Origin of the sequence: Enterobacter cloacae complex sp. P1B (assembly GCF_014982345.1) — a bacterium.
Taxonomy (GTDB): domain Bacteria; phylum Pseudomonadota; class Gammaproteobacteria; order Enterobacterales; family Enterobacteriaceae; genus Enterobacter; species Enterobacter bugandensis.
In genome coordinates this window covers 13,232-32,286 of the sequence record NZ_JADCLF010000005.1, presented here as the reverse complement: position 1 = coordinate 32,286, position 19,055 = coordinate 13,232, and the positions used below count along the sequence as shown (strand labels likewise).

22 protein-coding genes and 1 other RNA gene are annotated in these 19,055 nt (G+C 53.4%); 13 read left to right on the top strand and 10 right to left on the bottom strand.

All coding sequences use genetic code 11. The annotated features are described in order from the left end of the window. Positions 1–490 precede the first annotated feature (490 nt). The gene (locus tag INF77_RS04435) at positions 491–847 is read right to left on the bottom strand and encodes a hypothetical protein (RefSeq protein WP_028014145.1); all 357 of its coding nucleotides are present in this window, start codon (positions 845–847) and stop codon (positions 491–493) included. Between the two features lie 401 nt (positions 848–1,248). Beyond that, entirely contained in the window at positions 1,249–2,166 is a 918-nt protein-coding gene (locus INF77_RS04430) for a LysR family transcriptional regulator (RefSeq protein ID WP_193532618.1), read from the bottom strand. A gap of 98 nt (positions 2,167–2,264) precedes the next feature. On the opposite strand from INF77_RS04430, the gene INF77_RS04425 reads away from it, so the two are divergent. The 3 genes from INF77_RS04425 (at position 2,265) to INF77_RS04415 (ending at position 4,957) form a co-directional block, all read left to right on the top strand. Then, the gene (locus INF77_RS04425) at positions 2,265–2,987 is read left to right on the top strand and encodes an SDR family oxidoreductase (protein ID WP_047367534.1); all 723 of its coding nucleotides are present in this window, start codon (positions 2,265–2,267) and stop codon (positions 2,985–2,987) included. 163 nt (positions 2,988–3,150) lie between these two features. Beyond that, the gene (locus INF77_RS04420) at positions 3,151–3,927 is read left to right on the top strand and encodes an isocitrate lyase/phosphoenolpyruvate mutase family protein (protein ID WP_193532619.1); all 777 of its coding nucleotides are present in this window, start codon (positions 3,151–3,153) and stop codon (positions 3,925–3,927) included. Further along, positions 3,911–4,957 carry a bifunctional transcriptional activator/DNA repair enzyme AdaA gene (locus INF77_RS04415; RefSeq protein WP_193532626.1) on the top strand — a complete coding sequence of 349 codons (1,047 nt, stop codon included), beginning with the start codon at positions 3,911–3,913 and terminating at the stop codon, positions 4,955–4,957. Before INF77_RS04420 ends, INF77_RS04415 begins: the two co-directional genes overlap by 17 nt. A gap of 141 nt (positions 4,958–5,098) precedes the next feature. Here INF77_RS04415 and ssrA read toward each other — a convergent pair. Beyond that, positions 5,099–5,462, bottom strand: a transfer-messenger RNA (tmRNA) gene (ssrA, locus tag INF77_RS04410). Positions 5,463–5,551: 89 nt separating this feature from the next. Continuing rightward, positions 5,552–6,034: an SsrA-binding protein SmpB gene (smpB, locus tag INF77_RS04405; RefSeq protein ID WP_193532620.1), complete on the bottom strand. Its 483-nt coding sequence runs from the start codon at positions 6,032–6,034 to the stop codon at positions 5,552–5,554. Between the two features lie 156 nt (positions 6,035–6,190). On the opposite strand from smpB, the gene INF77_RS04400 reads away from it, so the two are divergent. Together INF77_RS04400 and INF77_RS04395 are read left to right on the top strand one after the other, a co-directional pair. Further along, positions 6,191–6,628, top strand: coding sequence for a type II toxin-antitoxin system RatA family toxin (locus INF77_RS04400; RefSeq protein WP_008502504.1), 438 nt, complete (start codon positions 6,191–6,193; stop codon positions 6,626–6,628). Then, positions 6,618–6,905: an RnfH family protein gene (locus INF77_RS04395; protein WP_048959070.1), complete on the top strand. Its 288-nt coding sequence runs from the start codon at positions 6,618–6,620 to the stop codon at positions 6,903–6,905. The genes INF77_RS04400 and INF77_RS04395 overlap by 11 nt, the downstream gene beginning before the upstream one ends. Before the next feature lie 102 nt (positions 6,906–7,007). Here the strand turns inward: INF77_RS04395 and bamE are convergent, their stop codons facing one another. The 3 genes from bamE to nadK all read right to left on the bottom strand — a co-directional run bounded on the left by bamE (position 7,008) and on the right by nadK (position 10,110). Next, positions 7,008–7,346 carry an outer membrane protein assembly factor BamE gene (bamE, locus tag INF77_RS04390; RefSeq protein ID WP_028014132.1) on the bottom strand — a complete coding sequence of 113 codons (339 nt, stop codon included), beginning with the start codon at positions 7,344–7,346 and terminating at the stop codon, positions 7,008–7,010. A gap of 138 nt (positions 7,347–7,484) precedes the next feature. Beyond that, positions 7,485–9,146 (bottom strand): DNA repair protein RecN, encoded by a 1,662-nt coding sequence (recN, locus tag INF77_RS04385; protein ID WP_063943928.1) that lies wholly within the window; start codon positions 9,144–9,146, stop codon positions 7,485–7,487. Between the two features lie 85 nt (positions 9,147–9,231). Then, complete coding sequence (gene nadK, locus INF77_RS04380) at positions 9,232–10,110, bottom strand: NAD(+) kinase (protein WP_008502500.1); 879 nt, start codon at positions 10,108–10,110, stop codon at positions 9,232–9,234. Positions 10,111–10,232: 122 nt separating this feature from the next. On the opposite strand from nadK, the gene grpE reads away from it, so the two are divergent. Further along, a complete protein-coding gene (gene grpE / locus INF77_RS04375) occupies positions 10,233–10,826 on the top strand; it encodes a nucleotide exchange factor GrpE (RefSeq protein ID WP_032644906.1) in 594 nt (197 codons plus the stop codon). 51 nt (positions 10,827–10,877) lie between these two features. On the opposite strand, the gene INF77_RS04370 is transcribed toward grpE, so the two are convergent. Together INF77_RS04370 and INF77_RS04365 are read right to left on the bottom strand one after the other, a co-directional pair. After that, on the bottom strand, positions 10,878–12,164 hold the full coding sequence (locus INF77_RS04370) for an HlyC/CorC family transporter (RefSeq protein ID WP_193532627.1): 1,287 nt from the start codon (positions 12,162–12,164) through the stop codon (positions 10,878–10,880). Positions 12,165–12,183: 19 nt separating this feature from the next. After that, on the bottom strand, positions 12,184–12,975 hold the full coding sequence (locus INF77_RS04365) for an inner membrane protein YpjD (protein ID WP_032645009.1): 792 nt from the start codon (positions 12,973–12,975) through the stop codon (positions 12,184–12,186). Positions 12,976–13,141: 166 nt separating this feature from the next. Between INF77_RS04365 and ffh the strand changes: the two genes are divergently transcribed. The 7 genes from ffh to INF77_RS04330 all read left to right on the top strand — a co-directional run bounded on the left by ffh (position 13,142) and on the right by INF77_RS04330 (position 18,560). After that, positions 13,142–14,503, top strand: coding sequence for a signal recognition particle protein (gene ffh, locus INF77_RS04360; RefSeq protein ID WP_003863132.1), 1,362 nt, complete (start codon positions 13,142–13,144; stop codon positions 14,501–14,503). Between the two features lie 116 nt (positions 14,504–14,619). After that, positions 14,620–14,868, top strand: coding sequence for a 30S ribosomal protein S16 (rpsP, locus tag INF77_RS04355; RefSeq protein WP_022649067.1), 249 nt, complete (start codon positions 14,620–14,622; stop codon positions 14,866–14,868). Between the two features lie 15 nt (positions 14,869–14,883). Then, positions 14,884–15,423: a ribosome maturation factor RimM gene (gene rimM / locus INF77_RS04350; RefSeq protein WP_003863136.1), complete on the top strand. Its 540-nt coding sequence runs from the start codon at positions 14,884–14,886 to the stop codon at positions 15,421–15,423. A 31-nt stretch (positions 15,424–15,454) separates the two neighbouring features. Continuing rightward, positions 15,455–16,222: a tRNA (guanosine(37)-N1)-methyltransferase TrmD gene (gene trmD, locus INF77_RS04345; RefSeq protein ID WP_193532621.1), complete on the top strand. Its 768-nt coding sequence runs from the start codon at positions 15,455–15,457 to the stop codon at positions 16,220–16,222. Positions 16,223–16,265: 43 nt separating this feature from the next. Next, complete coding sequence (gene rplS / locus INF77_RS04340; RefSeq protein ID WP_002914145.1) at positions 16,266–16,613, top strand: 50S ribosomal protein L19; 348 nt, start codon at positions 16,266–16,268, stop codon at positions 16,611–16,613. Between the two features lie 132 nt (positions 16,614–16,745). Further along, positions 16,746–17,150 (top strand): DUF2946 domain-containing protein, encoded by a 405-nt coding sequence (locus tag INF77_RS04335; protein ID WP_045260864.1) that lies wholly within the window; start codon positions 16,746–16,748, stop codon positions 17,148–17,150. A 39-nt stretch (positions 17,151–17,189) separates the two neighbouring features. Then, positions 17,190–18,560, top strand: coding sequence for a PepSY domain-containing protein (locus INF77_RS04330; protein ID WP_193532622.1), 1,371 nt, complete (start codon positions 17,190–17,192; stop codon positions 18,558–18,560). Between the two features lie 2 nt (positions 18,561–18,562). On the opposite strand, the gene INF77_RS04325 is transcribed toward INF77_RS04330, so the two are convergent. Further along, a complete protein-coding gene (locus INF77_RS04325) occupies positions 18,563–19,048 on the bottom strand; it encodes an OmpA family protein (protein ID WP_028014123.1) in 486 nt (161 codons plus the stop codon). Positions 19,049–19,055 lie beyond the last annotated feature (7 nt).

Here is a 19,055-nt window from a genome sequence, read left to right as displayed (position 1 = left end):
CCATTAATTTATTGATGAGGTTTATGTATTTGTTTTATTAATAGATTGTTTTTGTTGGATATTTTCTGATTTCAGTATGCTTTTTTATTTATGTTTTAGATGTAGTTTAATAATTGGTAGTGTCGTTTTTGAATGCAATTAAAAATGTTATTATTTAAAGCTGCTTAATCATGGTTTAAGTTAGGATAACATTCTTGATGTAGGATATATTATATTAATAGGGATTTAAAATATATTCTTATGTGGTGTTGGAATTATGCTACTGCGAGCAGGAAATATAATAACCTGCTGTATTTTCAATACGGTCATTCATTAACCTGATACTGAGGGCGAAAAAAAATGACCGCAGGGATGGGCATCCGGACATTTGCATCAATCCTATCTGTCGTCATAAGGCGGCGAACAAAAAGGGGCAGATATACACGACGTATCGCTTTTATTCGAAGCAATAAAAAAGGCCGCTAACGCGGCCCTGAGGTGAGTATGTCGGTTATTCAGTGACTTTCTTTTCCAGCTCGCTGGCACCTTCTTTGGTTTTGTTCCAGCCTTTCTCTGCGCCTTCTTTAGTTGCATCCCACCCCTTCTCGGTGCCTTCTTTGGTTTTATGCCAGGCTTTCTGGGAATCTTCGCTGACTTTGCTGCCAAAGCTTTCGCTCTTACCTTCCGCAGCATGCTGCTGTTTCAGCTTCAGCTCTTCGCCTTTGTTCTGCTCTTCGTGCAGTTTTTGCTTCGCTTCGTTGGCGTTTGCGTTCGCCGCAGCGACGGTATCGTCAGTTGCATGTGTGGTCGCAGCAAATACTGGGGAAGCCAGCAGAACGGCAGATAATGCGATAATTGTTTTTTTCATAATATCCTCATTTAACGTTATCGGTTATGAGCGTGATTCAGCATGGCACAGACGAAGCGGGGTGGCTTTAGGAAAAAACTGTAATGAGATCAAAGTACCCAGGTAAGCGCCTCCTTGCTTGAGGATCACCCGAAGGATAAAAAACCTATTTCTATGAGGGCTGCAAGGGTCAGCAGAATAAAGAAAATAACGACCATGGGTCTGTACATTTTAAGGCTCCATCCTTGTGTGATGTCTTGTCCAGCATGCGGGCTACATCGTTAAGCCATCCCCGGCACGACATATCCCCTAAGTGAATTGTGTCCGTTTTTACTTTTCCATGGGAGGAGGGCGGTGTCGTTGATGTTTATCAAAGGGCAGCGGCAGGGTAAGGAAAATCTGCATGAAAGTTACTGGCCTTGTTAGCGTTGAACGCTGTGCGTTGCCGCTGGCTGTCGCCACTGGCGGACGTGCTCGATCAGGGCTCTTAGCTTGGGCGCCATATTGTGACGCTGGGGGAAATAGAGATAAAAGCCTGGAAAAGACGGAAGAAACGTATCCAGCAGGGCAACAAGCTGCCCCGTTTCGATATACGGAGTGAATGTATCCTCCGTGGCTAAGGTTATGCCGCCGCCGGCCAGTGCCAGGCTGAGCATAAGGCGCAGATCGTTTGTGGTGATCTGCGGTTCAATCGCCACATCGAAAGGAACACCCGCCTCCTCAAATTCCCAGCGATAGGGGGCAACGTCCGGGGCTGGGCGCCAGCCGATACACCGGTGAGCCACCAGCTCGCGGGGGTGCTCAGGTACGCCGTGAGTCGCCAGATAGGACGGTGAAGCCACTACCCTCTCACGCTGATGACCCGTAAGGGGAACGGCGATCATGTCTTTTTCAATAACTTCACCCAGCCTTACCCCGGCGTCATAGCCCGCCGCCACGATATCGAACTCCTCGTCCGACACGAAGATATCAAGCGATACCGCAGGATGCGCAGCCGCAAACGAAGCGAGCAGCGGGCCAGAGAGAAACGCTTCCGCGATTGAGGTGACCGCGATTCTGAGCTGACCGCGCGGTGTGCTGTCCGACGCGACGTCTTCAAATGCCGCTTCAATATTGGCGATGGGAGCCTGCAACGATTTACGCAGCCGTTCCCCTGCTTCAGTGAGGCTTACCGAGCGCGTGGTGCGCATCACCAACAGGGTTTGAAAACCATCTTCAAGACGCCTAATCCCCTGACTGACAGCGGAGCGGGTTATGCCCAGCCGCGCGGCGGCAGCGCTAAAGCTGCGCTCCTCGGCGACCGCCAGAAAAACAGGTAACAGATTGAGATCGATTTTCATTGTTTAACATTGCTAACCAGTGAGTCCAGTAAATGCAGGATACAAGAAACAATGGTGAGTATCTATTATCACGTTGAACCCAACGTAAGGAGCAAAACATGAACAAAGTTATCTTAATTACCGGTGCATCAAGCGGTATCGGAGAAGGTATTGCCAGAGAGTTAGGCAAGGCAGGCGCGAACGTTTTCCTGGGCGCTCGCAGGCTGGATCGCATCAACGCCCTGGCTGCTGAAATCCGCAGTGCAGGGGGGGAAGCAGAGGCCGCAGTCTTAGACGTTACCAGCCGCCAGTCGATGGCTGACTTCGTACAGGCAGCGCGTGAAAAGTGGGGCCGCATTGACGTGCTGATTAACAACGCGGGCATCATGCCTCTTTCTCCGCTGTCGGCAGGCAAGCAGGATGAGTGGGAGCGCACCATTGACGTGAATATCAAGGGCGTGCTGTGGGGGATAGGCGCCGTGCTGCCGATTATGGAAGCCCAGGGCTCGGGACAAATCATTAATATCGGCTCGATTGGTGCCTTGTCCGTGGTGCCCACGGCTGCTGTCTACTGTGCCACCAAATTCGCCGTACGGGCGATTTCGGATGGTTTACGTCAGGAAAGTTCGAACATCCGCGTGACCTGCGTTAACCCTGGGGTAGTGGAAAGCGAACTGGCCTCGACCATTACGCACCCGGAAACCATGGCGGCGATGGACGCGTACCGTGCTATTGCCCTCAAACCTGCTGATATCGCCCGCGCTGTGCGCCACATCATCGAGGCGCCTGAGAGTGTCGATACAACAGAAATTACGATCAGACCGACGGCATCTGCGAACTAATGTTGCGGATGAAAAAATGCAGGTTAGCGCAGCTGGTTTACAACAGATCTGACTGGTCTGCGAATCCAGACTACGCTTGCTAAAAAATGGTCGTCTGAATTTCGGTTGTGACGTTCATACTGAACGCTTAGATTCATTTTCAATCTATTGAGAGGAAATGAATATGAATTTTGCAGAACTCCACAACCAGGATCAGCCCCTGCTTATCGCTAACGTTTGGGACGCCGCCAGTGCTGCCGCAGCGCAAGAAGCAGGCTATCAGGCACTGGGAACGTCCAGTGCAGCAATAGCGTCCATGCTGGGATATGAAGACGGGCAGGGAATGCCGTTTGATGCGTTATTTTATGTAGTCACCCGTATCCGGGCTGTCAGCAGCCTGCCATTAAGCGTTGACATGGAAGCAGGATATGGTGATTCAGCCGAAGAGATAGTCGCTAATCTCAGGCGCCTTGCTCAGACAGGCGTAGCAGGCGTTAACCTTGAAGACAGCAGAGTCATTAATGGTAAGCGTCAGCTTGACGATATCTCTTATTTTTCCCGTAATCTGAGAACAGTATGCAATGCGCTGAGAAGTGAAAACTGTAGCCTGTTTCTGAACATTCGGACTGACACTTACCTGCTCGGGCATGAAGACGCATTGCAGGAGACGATATTACGGGGTCAGAGCTATAAAGCTGCAGGTGCTGATGGCCTTTTTGTTCCCTGTCTTACATCAGAGAAAGACATCAGCCTCATTGCAGAGGCAACGGGTCTGCCTCTGAACGTCATGTGTATGCCCGATCTTCCGTCGTTCGACAGGCTGAAACGGGCCGGGGTAAACCGCATTTCAATGGGCAATTTTGTTCATTCAGCCATGCAGTCAACGCTGAGTGATGTAATGCATGCGATTCGAACTCGTCAGTCATTTGCAGGACTTTTTAGCGATGAAAATAACCGATAAGAATTTGTGTGATATCTGGTATCAGGCATTACTCGAACGAGATTCAGAATATACCGGCGTATTTTTTGTTGGCGTCAAAACTACTGGCGTATTCTGCATTTCGGTATGCCGGGCGCGAAAGCCCAGGCGCGAAAATGTTGAATTTTATAAAGATGCCAAATCCGCCCTGGCGGATGGCTTTCGTCCCTGTAAGGTCTGCAGACCCGCTGAAAATGCGCACAGCGCGCCATTATTTGTTGAACAGGCGCTTGCGCTTGTCAGGCGCGATATTAAATCCCGTGTGGCTGACGCGCAGCTTCGCCAGCACGGAATCAGTCCGGAGCGGGTAAGACGCTGGTTCCTGCAACATCACGGCATCACTTTCCAGGCTTTCCAGCGAATGCAGCGGGTGAACGTTGCCATGCAGGAGCTAAAAAGCGGACGAGCGGCTACTGACGTGGCGCTGGACAATGGCTATGAATCCCTGAGCGGGTTTGGTTACATCTACAAGCGGCTTACTGGCGCAGCGCCGACTCAGGCAACCGAGGTGATTGTCATTCATCGGTTTACCACTACGCTTGGGCCTATGTTTGTCTGCGCGACTGAGCGGGGAGTGTGTCTGCTGGAGTTTACCGATCGCCGGATGTTAGAAACGGAATTCCGCGATATCCAGCGTTTATTTAACGCCAGAATTGTCACCGGAGAAAACAGCCATACCCGGCAGACAGTAAAAGAAATCAGCGAGTATTTTGCCGGAACTCGCCGACAGTTTGAGCTCTCTGTGGATGCCCCGGGCAGTGATTTTCAACAATCCGTCTGGCATGAGTTGCGTGCAGTTCCCTATGGACAGACTTCGCACTATCAGGCCATTTCGCTAGGGATGAATAAGCCTAATGCTGTGCGCGCCGTCGCTGCAGCTAATGGTGCAAACCGGATTGCGATTGTGATCCCTTGTCACAGGATAATTGGCAAAGATGGAAAGATGACGGGTTACGGCGGTGGTATTTCGCGCAAAGAATGGCTCATTGAGCATGAGCGAAACAATGTTTGATGGCGTAATGTTCCATTGTTGCCGGAATATTTTAAGAACTTCGCGGGATAAAATGCAGACACAAAAAAGCCCGCAGGGCTTGCGCCGTGCGGGCTCTTAGGACTTCATCGGATGACTCTGGTAATCACCGATGGAGAATTTTGGTGGAGCTGGCGGGAGTTGAACCCGCGTCCGAAATTTCTACATCCTCGGTACTACATGCTTAGTTTGTCTTTACATTCGCACGCCAGCTGCGGACAGACACGCCACTAACGAACTAGCCTGATTAGTTTTAACGCTTCAACCCCAGGCAGGGCTTCCACGCGATCTCTTTTGGGTTTGACCTCTCTTTGATCCCCGTCTTAAGAGCGGAAGCTAGGGAGAGAGGGCTCAGAGCAGGTTATTAAGCTGCTAAAGCGTAGTTTTCGTCGTTTGCGACTATTTTTTTGCGGCTTTTAACGAGGCAAACCGCCCCTCGGCATGCACCTTGGGTTTCGCAAATCCCGTCGAATCCAGAATCAGCCCCAATAGTGTTGAACTAAGTATACCAGATTTCACTTCCTGGATACCAGCCCGGAACGCTAACTTATTGAATAGTACAATAAGTGTGCAGAATCAACGTCCTGCGTTTTTCATAATGCGCGCTTTATCCAACTGCCACTCGCGTTCTTTCAGGTCAGTACGTTTGTCGTGCTGTTTTTTACCTTTCGCGACGCCAATTTTCACTTTGCACCAGGCATTTTTCCAGTACAGTGACAGGGCGACCACGGTGAAACCTTCACGGTTGATGCGTCCGTAGAGGGATTCCAGCTCACGCTTGTTCAGCAGCAGCTTACGGGTGCGCGTTGGGTCACATACGTAGTGCGACGAGGCGACGGTCAGCGGCGTAAAGTTCGCGCCGAACAGGAAGGCTTCGCTATCTTTAAGGATCACGTAGCTGTCGCCGATGTTGGCTTTCCCGGCGCGCAGCGATTTTACTTCCCAGCCCTGCAACGCAAGGCCAGCTTCGAATTCTTCTTCAATGAAATACTCGTGGCGAGCACGCTTGTTGAGCGCAATGGTCGCCGAGCCTGGTTTATGTGCTTTTTTCTTCGTCATAAGTGTCGTAAAGCCGTCGGTAATCTGATTTCAAAAAGTCACCTCATTGCGTCCTGTGAGGTCTAACGCGCTATCTTAGCACGAGATGAGGCTTAGCGTTTTTTTAACAGGTGATAAATGTTATTATTTGTCCGTTGTGTGACCATGGAAAATGCTATGCCTCAGATTAGCCGTACTGCGCTCGTTCCTTACAGCGCGGAACAAATGTATCAGTTAGTGAACGATGTTCAGTCTTATCCAGAGTTTATCCCGGGATGTACCGGGAGCCGCGTTCTGGAGTCTGGCCCGACGCAGATGACTGCGGCGGTGGATGTCTCCAAAGCGGGGATCAGCAAGACGTTCACCACCCGCAATACGCTGACTAACAATCAGAGTATTTTGATGCATCTGGTAGATGGTCCATTTAAAACCCTGATGGGTGGCTGGAAGTTTACGCCACTGAGCGCTGACGCCTGCCGCATTGAGTTCCATCTGGACTTTGAGTTCACCAATAAGCTAATTGAGCTGGCGTTTGGCCGCATCTTTAAAGAGCTGGCGTCAAATATGGTTCAGGCGTTTACCACCCGCGCCAAAGAGGTTTACAGTGTCGCATAAGATTGCTGTAGAGGTGGTCTACGCGCTGCCGGAGAAGCAGTACCTACAGCGTGTAATGCTGGAAGAGGGGGCAACCGTAGAGGCGGCTATCCGCGCGTCCGGCATCCTTGAGCTTCGCAGAGATATCGACCTGGCGAAGAACAAGGTCGGGATTTACAGCCGTCCGGTGAAGCTGGGCGATGTGCTGAGGGAGGGCGACCGGGTCGAGATTTATCGTCCGCTGATTGCCGACCCGAAAGAGCTGCGTCGTCAGCGCGCGGAGAAGTCTGCTAAGTAGCGTGTTTCCCCCTCACCCTGTCTCTCTTCCCAAAGGGGGGAAGGGATAAAGAAAAACAAAAAAGGTGCTCGTTGAGCACCTTTTTGCATTTCTGGCTTCTGATTATTTTGTCAGGGCAGGTTTGTTATCAATGTTGGTCAACACACCGGCGCTGCTGAAGGTCAGCGTCAGGGTCTGCTGGGTCACGCTTTCGTGGCCAGGCTGCTGACGGAATACATAGAACCAGGTGTTAGTGCCGAACGGATCGGTCATCATCGGGGTTCCCAGTGCATAAGCGACCTGCTGTTGTGTCATCCCCACGCGGATTTTGGACACATCGTTAGGGGTAAGGTAGTTCCCCTGGTTGATGTCAGGACGGTAAACCACTTTCTCCAGAGTGGAACAGCCTGCGGTCAACATCAGAAGAACCGCTGCGGCAGCGGTCAGCATTTTACAACGCATAGTGATTTGATTCCTTTTCGGGCCCGAGCAGAACGCGGCTCATATGTAATATGCCGATGATAATAGACCTTGCCCCACTTTGAAACCGGTCTGGCGGCGTTTTTGTTGTTCTGTATGACCCTGAGATCCCGAAAAAGTTTATGCCGCCAGCAGTTCTTTCGCGTTCGCGAGCGTATTACGCGTGACTTCACTGCCGCCGAGCAGTCGTGCCAGCTCCTGCAGACGCGCGCGTTTATCCAGCGGCTTCATGTGCGTTTCGGTCATTTCGCCGTCGGTTTCTTTACTGACAATAAAGTGATGATGACCACATCCCGCGACCTGCGGCAGGTGGGTGACACACATCACCTGCGTTGACTCACCTAGCTGGCGCAGCAGTTTACCCACCACTGCCGCCGTTGGGCCGCTGATGCCGACATCCACTTCATCGAAAATCAGCGCCGGGGTTTCCATTTTACGTGCGGTAATCACCTGAATAGCCAGCGCAATACGCGACAGTTCACCGCCGGATGCCACTTTGGAGATTGCCTGCAGCGGCTGCCCCGGGTTGGTGGTGACGCGGAACTCGATGCGATCCGCCCCTTCTGCCGTCAGGTGGTTCTCTTCAAAACGGACATCAATAGTGAATACACCGTGCGGCATCGCCAGCGTGTGCATGCTGTCGGTGATGTGCTGGCTTAGCTCCTGAGCGTAATGTTGACGGATCTCATGCAGTTTTTTCGCCGTGGTCAGCGCCTGCTGATGATGCAGGTTCACGGCCAGAGAGAGGGTTTCCTGCGAATCCGCCTGATCGTCAAGCTGCTGCTGTTCTTCGAGCAGAGACTGATAATAGCCTGGTAGTTCTTCCGGCGTGACATGGTGCTTGCGCGCCAGTGAAATCTGACGAGAAAGGCGCTGCTCCAGCTCAAACAGGCGGTTCGGGTCGAGGTCCAGCCGTTCACAATAATGACGCAGTTCGTCACTGGCTTCTGAGATTTGAATCGCGGCCTCTTCCAGCATATCCAGTACGCCAGAAAGTTTACTGTCCATGCCGGCAAGTTCGGTGACCAGTTGACGGACATTATACAGCTGGCTCTGCAGGTTAACGTCTTCGCCATCTGCCAGCATGTCGAGGGCATTCTGGCTGGTTGAGAGCAGGTGGCCGCTGTTGGCGAGGCGCTTGTACTCTTCGTCAATTTGTTCAAACTCACCCGCCTGCGGGTTGAATTCGTTCAGCTCTTTAAGCTGGTACGCCAGCAGCTCCGCACGCGCGGCGCGCTCCTGGCTTTGCTGCTGGTGCTGGGCGAGCTCGCGGCAGCTCTGATGCCACTGGCGGTAGTGCTCCGCCATAAGCTGAGTAAGCGCGTACTCACCTGCATAGCCATCAAGCAGGGCTTTCTGCTGTTCTGGTTTGACGAGTTGCTGATGCGCGTGCTGACCGTGGATCTGGATAAGCAGCTGGCCGAGTTCGCGGAGCTGGGAGAGCGGGACCGCCGTGCCGTTGATAAAGCCACGGGAGCGCCCGTCGCTGCTGATCACGCGGCGAAGTAAACATTCACGTCCATCTTCGAGCTGATTTTGTTCCAGCCAGCGCAGGGCTGCAGGGGTATCTTTCAGGGAGAAACGTGCGCAAAGATCGGCACGGTTTGCGCCCATGCGCACCATGTCGCCCTCTGCACGGCCGCCAAGGCACAAGCCGAGGGCATCAATGGCAATGGATTTACCCGCACCGGTTTCGCCGGTGATCGCCGTCATGCCGCTGTGGAAATCGATCTCAAGCTCACGAACAATGGCAAAGTTGCTGATGGTCAGTTGTGCCAGCATAATTGTTTTCCTGTATGAAAAACCATAACTGTGTTTTCATACAGTATAAACTGGTTTTTTATACAGTAAAGTACTGGATGCAAAATCAGAACAATTTTTTTGACCAGCCAAGCTTCGAGCTTAATGTGTTGAAATAGCTGTAATCTTTCGGGTGAATCAAGTTCAGGTGGTAATCACACCGGCGAATAAGAACATCTTCACCTTCCTGGATTGGCAGCGCGATCTGGCTGTCGCAGCTGATCTCCAGGTCGTTACGGCGGTGCGAGAAGCGCAGACGTATCGTACTGTCGCCGTTAATCACCAGCGGGCGCGCGGAGAGCGTGTGCGGGAACATCGGCACTAGCGTAATAGCATCCAGAGAGGGCGTCAGGATCGGGCCGCCCGCAGAAAGCGAGTAGGCGGTTGAGCCGGTCGGGGTGGAGATAATCAACCCGTCAGAACGCTGGGAGAAGGCAAAGATTTCGTCGATATAAACTTCGAACTCAATCATGTGTGCCACTTTGCCGGGATGAAGCACCACCTCGTTAATCGCGGTGCTGATGCGCTTCTGACAGTCCTGCTGGCACACCTGCGCTTCCAGTAAAAAGCGTTTTTCGCTGATATAATGACCTTCCAGCACGTCGGCCAGCTGTTGCTGCGCGTTATCCGGGTCGAGGTCGGTTAAAAAGCCGAGATTGCCGCGGTTGATACCGATGACCTTGATGTCATAACGCGCCAGCGTGCGTGCCGCGCCGAGCATGTTGCCATCGCCGCCCACCACCACGGCGAGATCGGCCTGTTGGCCAATTTCCGCCAGCGTGCCGGTTTTGACGCTCTTCAGCTGCAGTTCCTGCGCAATTTGCTGCTCGACCATCACTTCATAGCCTTTGCTACACAACCAGCGATACAACATTTCATGTGTCGTCAATGCGGTAGGGTGACGCGGATGCCCGACGATCCCAATACACCTGAAATGATTATTCATTTTCTGGAGGTCCTTGTGCCTGATGAATGATGACAATCTCTCTTGTTCCCTTGAATCCAGGAAACTGATCCCCATAATAAGCGAAGTTAGCGAGATGAATGCAGAAAAACGCGGAGAAATTCATGAGTAGTAAAGAACAGAAAACGCCTGAGGGGCAAGCCCCTGAAGAAATTATCACGGAACAGCACGATGAAGTTGAGGCTGTAGAGCCAGACGCATCTGCTGAGCAGGTGGACCCGCGCGATGAAAAAATTGCGAATCTGGAAGCCCAACTGGTAGAAGCACAGAATCGCGAACGCGACACCGTTCTGCGCATCAAGGCGGAAATGGAAAACCTGCGTCGTCGTACCGAGCAGGACGTTGAGAAGGCGCATAAATTTGCGCTGGAGAAATTCGTCAACGAACTGCTGCCGGTGATCGATAGCCTCGACCGCGCGCTGGAAGTGGCTGACAAAGCGAATCCGGACAACGCGGCGATGATCGAAGGTATCGAACTGACGCTGAAATCCATGCTCGACGTCGTGCGTAAGTTTGGCGTGGAAGTGATTGCGGATACCGATGTGCCGCTGGATCCAAACGTTCACCAGGCCATTGCGATGGTGGAATCTGAAGAGATTGAAGCCGGTAAAGTGCTGGGCGTGATGCAGAAAGGTTACACCCTGAACGGCCGTACCATTCGCGCTGCGATGGTGACCGTGGCGAAAGCGAAAGCCTAATTTGCTACCTGTAGTGCCGGGTGGCGGCATTCGCCTTACCCGGCCTACGCTTTACTCGGCAATACTTTCCCGAAGTGGCGTGACGGGCAGCACCTTCACCTGCTTAATCATATTGTCCTGCACGTCCAGGATATCAATATCGTACTGCTCAATGCGCACCCGCGTGCCCGCCGCCGGGATCTCTTCCAGCGCTTCCAGAATCATCCCGTTCATGGTACGAGCTTCATCTTCCGGCAAATGCCAGTTAAAGGCTTTGTTGAGTTCACGGATGTTCGCGCTACCGTCAATCAGTACCGAACCGTCGTTCTGCGGAGTCACTTCCTCCGCGAGGGGAGGGGACATCGACGTGGTAAAGTCTCCGACAATCTCTTCCAGAATATCTTCGACCGTCACCAGGCCCTGAATATCGCCGTACTCGTTGACCACCAGGCCGACTTTTTTCTTGTTGCGCTGGAATTTAACCAGCTGCGTGCTGAGCGGCGTACCTTCCGGCACGTAGTAAATCTCGTCGGCGGCGCGCAGCATCACCTCTTTGGTGAACTCTTTTTTCTCGGTCATCAGACGGTAGGCTTCGCGCACGCGCAGCATGCTGATGGCGTCATCCAGCGAGTCGCGATAGAGCACGATGCGCCCATGCGGGGAGTGCGTCAGCTGGCGGACAATGGCTTTCCAGTCGTCGTTGATGTCGATACCGACGATTTCGTTGCGCGGCACCATGATGTCGTTCACGCTCACCTTTTCCAGATCCAGCACCGACAGGAGCATATCCTGATTGCGCCGGGAGATCTGCGAGCGGGATTCGTTCACGATGGTGCGCAGCTCTTCTTTGCTGAGCGCGCTGCTGATAGTGACGTCGGCTTTGATCCCCACCATCCGCATCAAAACACGCGTGACCATGTTCAGCAGCCAGACCAGCGGCATCATCAGGATCTGCAGCGGCGCCAGCAGGAAGCTGCTCGGGTAGGCCACCTTTTCCGGGTAAAGCGCGGCGATGGTTTTTGGCAGTACTTCGGCAAATACCAGCACCACAAACGTCAGCACGCCGGTGGCAATCGCGACCCCGGCGTTGCCGTACAGGCGCATCCCAACGATGGTGCCGAGAGCTGAGGCCAGAATGTTGACAAGGTTGTTGCCGATAAGCACCAGGCTTATCAGCCGATCCGGCTTGCGGAGCAGTTTTTCAACGCGGCGGGCGGCACGGTTACCCTGTTTAGCACGATGACGCAACCGGTAACGGTTTAAGGTCATCATGCCGGTTTCCGAGCCGGAGAAATAGGCGGAGATGACCACCATGACGATCAGGATAACGATCAGCGTGGTGGTAGAGATGTGTTCCAGGGGGAACTCCTTTTATAACTTAGCCAGCAAATTGCTGTATGAAGCGGCTGCCAAAATAGGCAAGGGTGAGAATGCCCGCACCCGCGACGTTGAACCAGACGACGCGACGACCGCGCCAGCCTTCATGATAATGGCCCCACAACAGGACAATATAGACAAACCACGCGATGATGGAGAGCACTGCTTTATCGATATTCTCCACGCTGAACAGGTTCTTCATGTAAAACAGGCCGGTGCAGAGCGTGAGCGTCAGCAGCACCACGCCTATCTGGGTGATGTGGAACATCTTACGCTCAATGACCATCAGCGGCGGCATTTCATGGTTGAACGCCAGTTTTTTGTTTTTCAACTGGTAATCAATCCAGGCGAGCTGCATGGCGTAAAGCGCGGCGATGATCAGCGTCGCATAGGCGAACAGCGACAGGCCGATGTGCACCAGCATCCCCGGCGTCGCCTCCAGATGCGTAATGAATTCATTAGGCATAAAGGTGGCTAAAGCCAGATTGATCAGCGCGAAGGTATAGACAATCGGCAGCAGCAGCCAGCCGCGATTTTTAGACGCGACAATGGTCATTACCGTACAGATCATCAGGCTGACCAGCGAGCCGACGTTGAGGACGCTCAGGTTTTGCACGCTGCCGTCGCCGGGAATAATGCGTGATTCCAGCGCAAACGCGTGGCTTATCAGTGCGATGACCGCCGAAAGAATAGCCATGCGCCGCCAGCCGCTGTTTTTTTGCAGCAGTCCGGGAATAATCAGCGCGAGGCTGACAGAGTAGGCAACAAGGGCGATCAGTGCGAAAACAGGCATATAGGCATCGACAGTTGTCTTAATAAGAAAGAGAAGCAGTATAACGTTACGTGACGCCTGCTCCAACCGTTGCATAACAACAAAGGCGCCTTCATGTTATACTCCGGCAAAATTCTGTGTATGTGTCGCTCAATGCGGCCCAACGTTTCTACTCAGGCGAGAGACAATGTTTGATAATTTAACCGATCGTTTGTCGCGCACGCTGCGCAACATCAGCGGCCGCGGACGCCTTACTGAAGAGAACATCAAGGAAACGCTGCGCGAAGTGCGCATGGCGCTGCTGGAAGCAGACGTGGCGTTGCCGGTTGTTCGTGATTTTATCAACCGCGTAAAAGAGAAGGCGGTTGGTCATGAAGTTAACAAGAGCCTGACCCCGGGTCAGGAGTTCGTCAAAATCGTTCGTAACGAACTGGTTTCGGCGATGGGCGAAGAGAACCAGGTGCTTAACCTGGCGGCTCAGCCACCGGCCGTGGTGCTGATGGCGGGCCTGCAGGGTGCGGGTAAAACCACAAGCGTCGGTAAGCTGGGTAAATTCCTGCGCGAAAAGCACAAGAAGAAAGTGCTGGTGGTCTCTGCGGACGTCTATCGCCCGGCGGCGATCAAGCAGCTGGAAACGCTGGCCGAGCAGGTCGGCGTGGACTTCTTCCCGTCCGACGTTGCCCAGAAGCCTGTCGACATCGTTAACGCCGCGCTGAAAGAAGCAAAGCTGAAATTCTACGACGTGCTGCTGGTGGATACCGCCGGTCGTCTGCACGTTGACGAAGCGATGATGGACGAAATCAAGCAGGTGCACGCTTCTATCAACCCGGTAGAGACCCTGTTTGTCGTTGACGCCATGACCGGTCAGGATGCGGCGAACACCGCGAAAGCGTTTAACGAAGCGCTGCCGTTAACCGGCGTGGTGCTGACCAAAGTGGACGGCGACGCCCGCGGCGGTGCGGCGCTTTCTATTCGCCATATCACCGGTAAGCCGATCAAGTTCCTCGGCGTGGGCGAGAAAACCGAAGCGCTGGAGCCGTTCCACCCGGACCGTATCGCCTCCCGTATCCTCGGCATGGGCGACGTGCTGTCGCTGATCGAAGATATCGAGAGCAAGGTTGACCGCGCGCAGGCTGAAAAACTCGCCAGCAAGCTGAAAAAAGGCGACGGTTTCGATCTGACCGACTTCCTTGAGCAGCTGCGTCAGATGAAAAACATGGGCGGTATGGCAAGCCTGATGGGCAAACTGCCGGGCATGGGCCAGATCCCTGACAACGTTAAATCCCAGATGGATGACAAAGTGCTGGTGCGTATGGAGGCGATCATTAACTCCATGACGCTGAAAGAACGAGCCAAGCCAGAAATCATCAAAGGTTCCCGTAAGCGCCGTATCGCTGCCGGTTGCGGCATGCAGGTGCAGGACGTTAACCGCCTTCTGAAACAGTTCGACGACATGCAGCGCATGATGAAGAAAATGAAGAAAGGCGGCATGGCGAAGATGATGCGCGGCATGAAAGGCATGATGCCTCCCGGTTTTCCAGGGCGTTAATCGCTTTTGAGATTGCTTTTTGCCCGAAAATGAGTAAAATTTTCGGGCTTTTAATATGACACCCGGGCTCCGTTCCTCGATGGGGCCCGGTTGTTTTATTCACACAAGAGGATGTTATGGTAACTATTCGTTTAGCACGTCACGGCGCTAAAAAGCGTCCGTTCTACCAGGTTGTTGTGACTGACAGCCGTAATGCACGCAACGGTCGCTTCATCGAGCGCGTTGGTTTCTTCAACCCACTGGCCTCTGGCGCAGAAGAAGAAACCCGTCTGGATCTGGATCGTATCGCTCACTGGGTTGGCCAGGGCGCTACTGTTTCCGATCGCGTTGCTACGCTGATCAAAGCAGCAAACAAAGCAGCTTAATCTGTCACGGTGGTCATGATGAGCAATAAAGCACCTGTTGAACCGATCGTATTGGGAAAAATGGGTTCTTGCTACGGTATCCGTGGTTGGCTCAGAGTGTTTTCCTCCACTGAAGACGCTGATAGCATTTTTGATTACCAGCCCTGGTTCATCCAGAAAGCCGGTAAGTGGGAAGAGGTCGAGCTGGAAAGCTGGCGTCACCACAATCAGGACATCATCATCAAGCTGAAAGGCATTGACGATCGTGATGCCGCGAATGCGCTGACTAATTGTGAAATTGTCGTGGATTCGTCGCAGTTGCCACAGCTGGAAGAGGGCGACTACTACTGGAAAGACCTTATGGGCTGCCAGGTAGTCACCACTGAAGGTTACAGCCTGGGGAAAGTCATCGATATGATGGAAACCGGGTCAAATGACGTTCTCGTCATTAAGGCAAACCTGAAAGATGCATTTGGCATCAAGGAGCGGCTGGTCCCGTTCCTCGATGGACAGGTTATCAAGAAAGTCGATCTCACTACTCAAACCATTGAAGTAGATTGGGATCCTGGTTTTTAAATTCTCCGGATAAACGGTAAAAGACGGCGCTATGTGGATTGGCATAATTAGCCTGTTTCCTGAAATGTTCCGCGCGATTACCGATTACGGGGTAACTGGCCGGGCAGTAAAGAATGGCCTGCTGAGCATCCAGAGCTGGAGTCCTCGTGACTTTACTCATGACCGGCACCGTACCGTGGACGATCGTCCTTACGGCGGCGGACCGGGGATGCTAATGATGGTGCAACCCTTACGGGACGCCATTCACACAGCAAAAGCCGCGGCAGGTGAAGGCGCAAAGGTGATATATCTGTCACCTCAGGGACGCAAGCTTGATCAAGCGGGCGTGAGCGAACTGGCGATGAATCAAAAGCTGATTCTGGTCTGTGGGCGCTACGAAGGGATAGATGAGCGCGTAATTCAAACCGAGATTGACGAAGAATGGTCTATCGGCGATTACGTTCTCAGCGGTGGTGAGTTACCCGCAATGACGCTGATTGACTCCGTCGCCCGGTTTATTCCGGGGGTTCTGGGCCATGAAGCTTCGGCAACGGAAGATTCCTTTGCCGATGGATTGCTGGACTGTCCACACTATACTCGTCCTGAAGTGTTAGAAGGGATGGAAGTACCGGCAGTGTTACTGTCTGGAAACCATGCCGAGATACGTCGCTGGCGTTTGAAGCAGTCGCTGGGCCGAACCTGGCTTAGAAGACCTGAACTTCTGGAAAACCTGGCTCTGACTGAAGAGCAAGCAAAGTTGCTGGCCGAGTTCAAAACTGAACACGCGCACCAGCAGCATGAACATGATGGGAATGCGTAATACGCTCCCGAATATCAGTTTACCCAGGATAAGAGATTAAATTATGAGCAACATTATTAAGCAACTTGAACAAGAGCAGATGAAGCAGGACGTACCTTCCTTCCGTCCAGGTGACACCGTGGAAGTGAAAGTATGGGTTGTTGAAGGTTCCAAAAAACGTCTGCAGGCATTCGAGGGCGTGGTTATCGCTATTCGTAACCGCGGTCTGCACTCTGCATTCACTGTTCGTAAAATTTCCAACGGCGAAGGCGTTGAGCGTGTCTTCCAGACTCACTCTCCGGTAGTTGACAGCATTGCTGTTAAACGTCGTGGTGCTGTACGTAAAGCTAAACTGTACTACCTGCGTGAGCGTACTGGTAAGTCTGCTCGTATTAAAGAGCGTCTGAACTAAGATTCGCTTAAGCGACATCCTGTTAGAAAGGGCTGGCCGAAAGGCTGGCCCTTTTTTTATCCCATCGCACCTCTCGCATTAACCCTTTCGTCATAAATCATTTACAATGCTTGCCTCTTGAATGGAGGGGAAGTGGATAACGTACTGCATCAGCCTAACCGGAAACGCGCAGCGGCTTTGACCGCGCTGTTTGCGATCCTGCTGATCGTGGTAGCACCCCTTATCTCCGTCTCGCTGCAGAAAGACCCCATGAGCGCCATGCCGGGCATGCATCATGACATGAGCATGATGTCGATGGACGAGCATCACGGCGATATGCCGCACACGATGCCTGTCGACCATGCGGAGGCGTGCGGCTACTGCGTGCTGTTAGCCCACGTGCCGGGCGTGATGCTCGCGCTGATTGTGCTGCTCAGTATCGTGCTGCAGAGGCTTCGCGTTAAGCCGCCACGTCAGGCGGTCAGCCACTGGCACTTTTTCCCCTGGCTTTACCCTGATACCCGCGCGCCGCCGCGGCAGTCTGCTTTTTCCCTTTAAAAACTCAATCGATAACTTTTTGCCTTAAAAAGGAAAAGTATGACTACCTGCACTCCGCGCGCGGCATGGGGAAACCTGCTGCGTCGCCTCCATTTCTACGTCGGGCTATTTGTCGGCCCGTTTATCTTCTTCGCCGCGCTGACCGGTACGCTGTACGTGGCGACCCCGCAGCTCGAGAATGCGCTCTACCGGCACGCGCTCCATACGGATTCCGTGGGAGAGCCAAAGCCGCTGGCGGAACAAATCGCCACGGCGGAAAAGGCCGTTGGCTCAGATTTGCGTTTGCACGCCGTTCGCCCGGGGCTGGTTGAAGGTGAAACCACCCGCGTGATGTTTGCTGACCCGACGCTGGGGCCTTCGGAAAACCGGGCGATCTTTATCGATCCGGTAAGCCTGGCGGTGCGGGGGGATATGACGGTGTACGGCACCAGCGGGATTTTACCGCTGCGTCAGACCATTGATTATCTGCATACCTCTCTGATGCTGGGCGATATCGGGCGGCTCTATAGCGAACTGGCCGCTTCCTGGATGTGGGTGGCCGCACTGGGAGGGATTGCCCTGTGGTTTTATACCCGACCAAAACGCCGGATTAACAATCGCTTCCAGAACCGTCGTCGGGTGCATGTGACGCTCGGCTGGATATTACTGGGGGGCATGCTGCTCTTCTCTGCAACCGGCCTGACCTGGTCCCAGTGGGCGGGGGGGAATGTTGATAAGCTGCGCGCTGAGTTGAACTGGCTAACCCCGCAGGTGAATACGATGCTATCCGGCGTGCCGGAGAGCGTGGATGAGCACGCCGAACACCGTGGCCATCACGGCGGAATGATGATGCCGGAAATGGCGATGGATCTGACTCGGTTTGACGGTGTGTTAAGCGCGGCGCGTAAAGCGGGGATTGATGCCAACAGGCTGGAGATCCGCCCGGCGAAAACAATGGATCGCGCATGGACAGTGACGGAAATCGACCGCAGCTGGCCGACTCAGGTGGACGCCGTTGCGGTTGATCCCGGTACGATGCAGATCCTCGACAGAACCCGATTCGAGGACTTCCCGCTCATGGCAAAACTGACCCGCTGGGGCGTGGATTTCCATATGGGGATCTTATTCGGGCTGGTGAATCAGCTGCTGCTCGTTGCTTTCGGCCTTGCCCTGTGCGTGCTTATCATCTGGGGATACCGGATGTGGTGGATGCGTCGTCCGGCAAAGTCGGCAATGAATCCGGTGCAGACGCTTACTCAGAGCTGGCTGGCGCTGTCAGGATGGGGAAGAGGTGTTACCGTGGTCATCAGCGCACTGCTGGGGCTGGCTTTGCCGGTGATGGGCGTGAGTCTGGCGCTGTTTGTTCTGATTGACTGGCTGCGCTGGCGAGCGGCAACAGGCGTGTCGCTCACCGAATCATCCGCTAAATAATCCTATGGCGCGCTGATAACCACTGACACCCGGCGGTTTTCAGCGCGCCCTTGTGCAGTGCTGTTGCTTGCAATCGGATATTTTTGGCCTAATCCCCGGGTGGTGAGATTGCTGCGCGGGATATTCGCGCCCTTCGCCCACGCGTCGGCCACGGCATTGGCGCGTTTTAACGACAGGGCTTCGTTGTAGCTTGCTTCACCGTAATTATCCGTATGACCGTCCATTCGCGCGTGATTCAGGCCAGTTTTCGCCAGACGAGAGGCCATGGACTGGATCTGTGTTTCACTTTCCGGGCGCAGTCTGGCGTCATTCTTATCAAAGAGAATGGTGTCCGACATACCAAGCGACCAGTCGCCGTTCAGTTCGTTAAAACCGTATGACTTCATCGCCGCGATTTGCTCAGGAGTAAATTTGCCCTGGGGCGGCGACTGACAGCCTGCCAGAACCAGTGAGGCCATAACTAACGGCGCGAAGTAACGTTTTAACATAGAATTT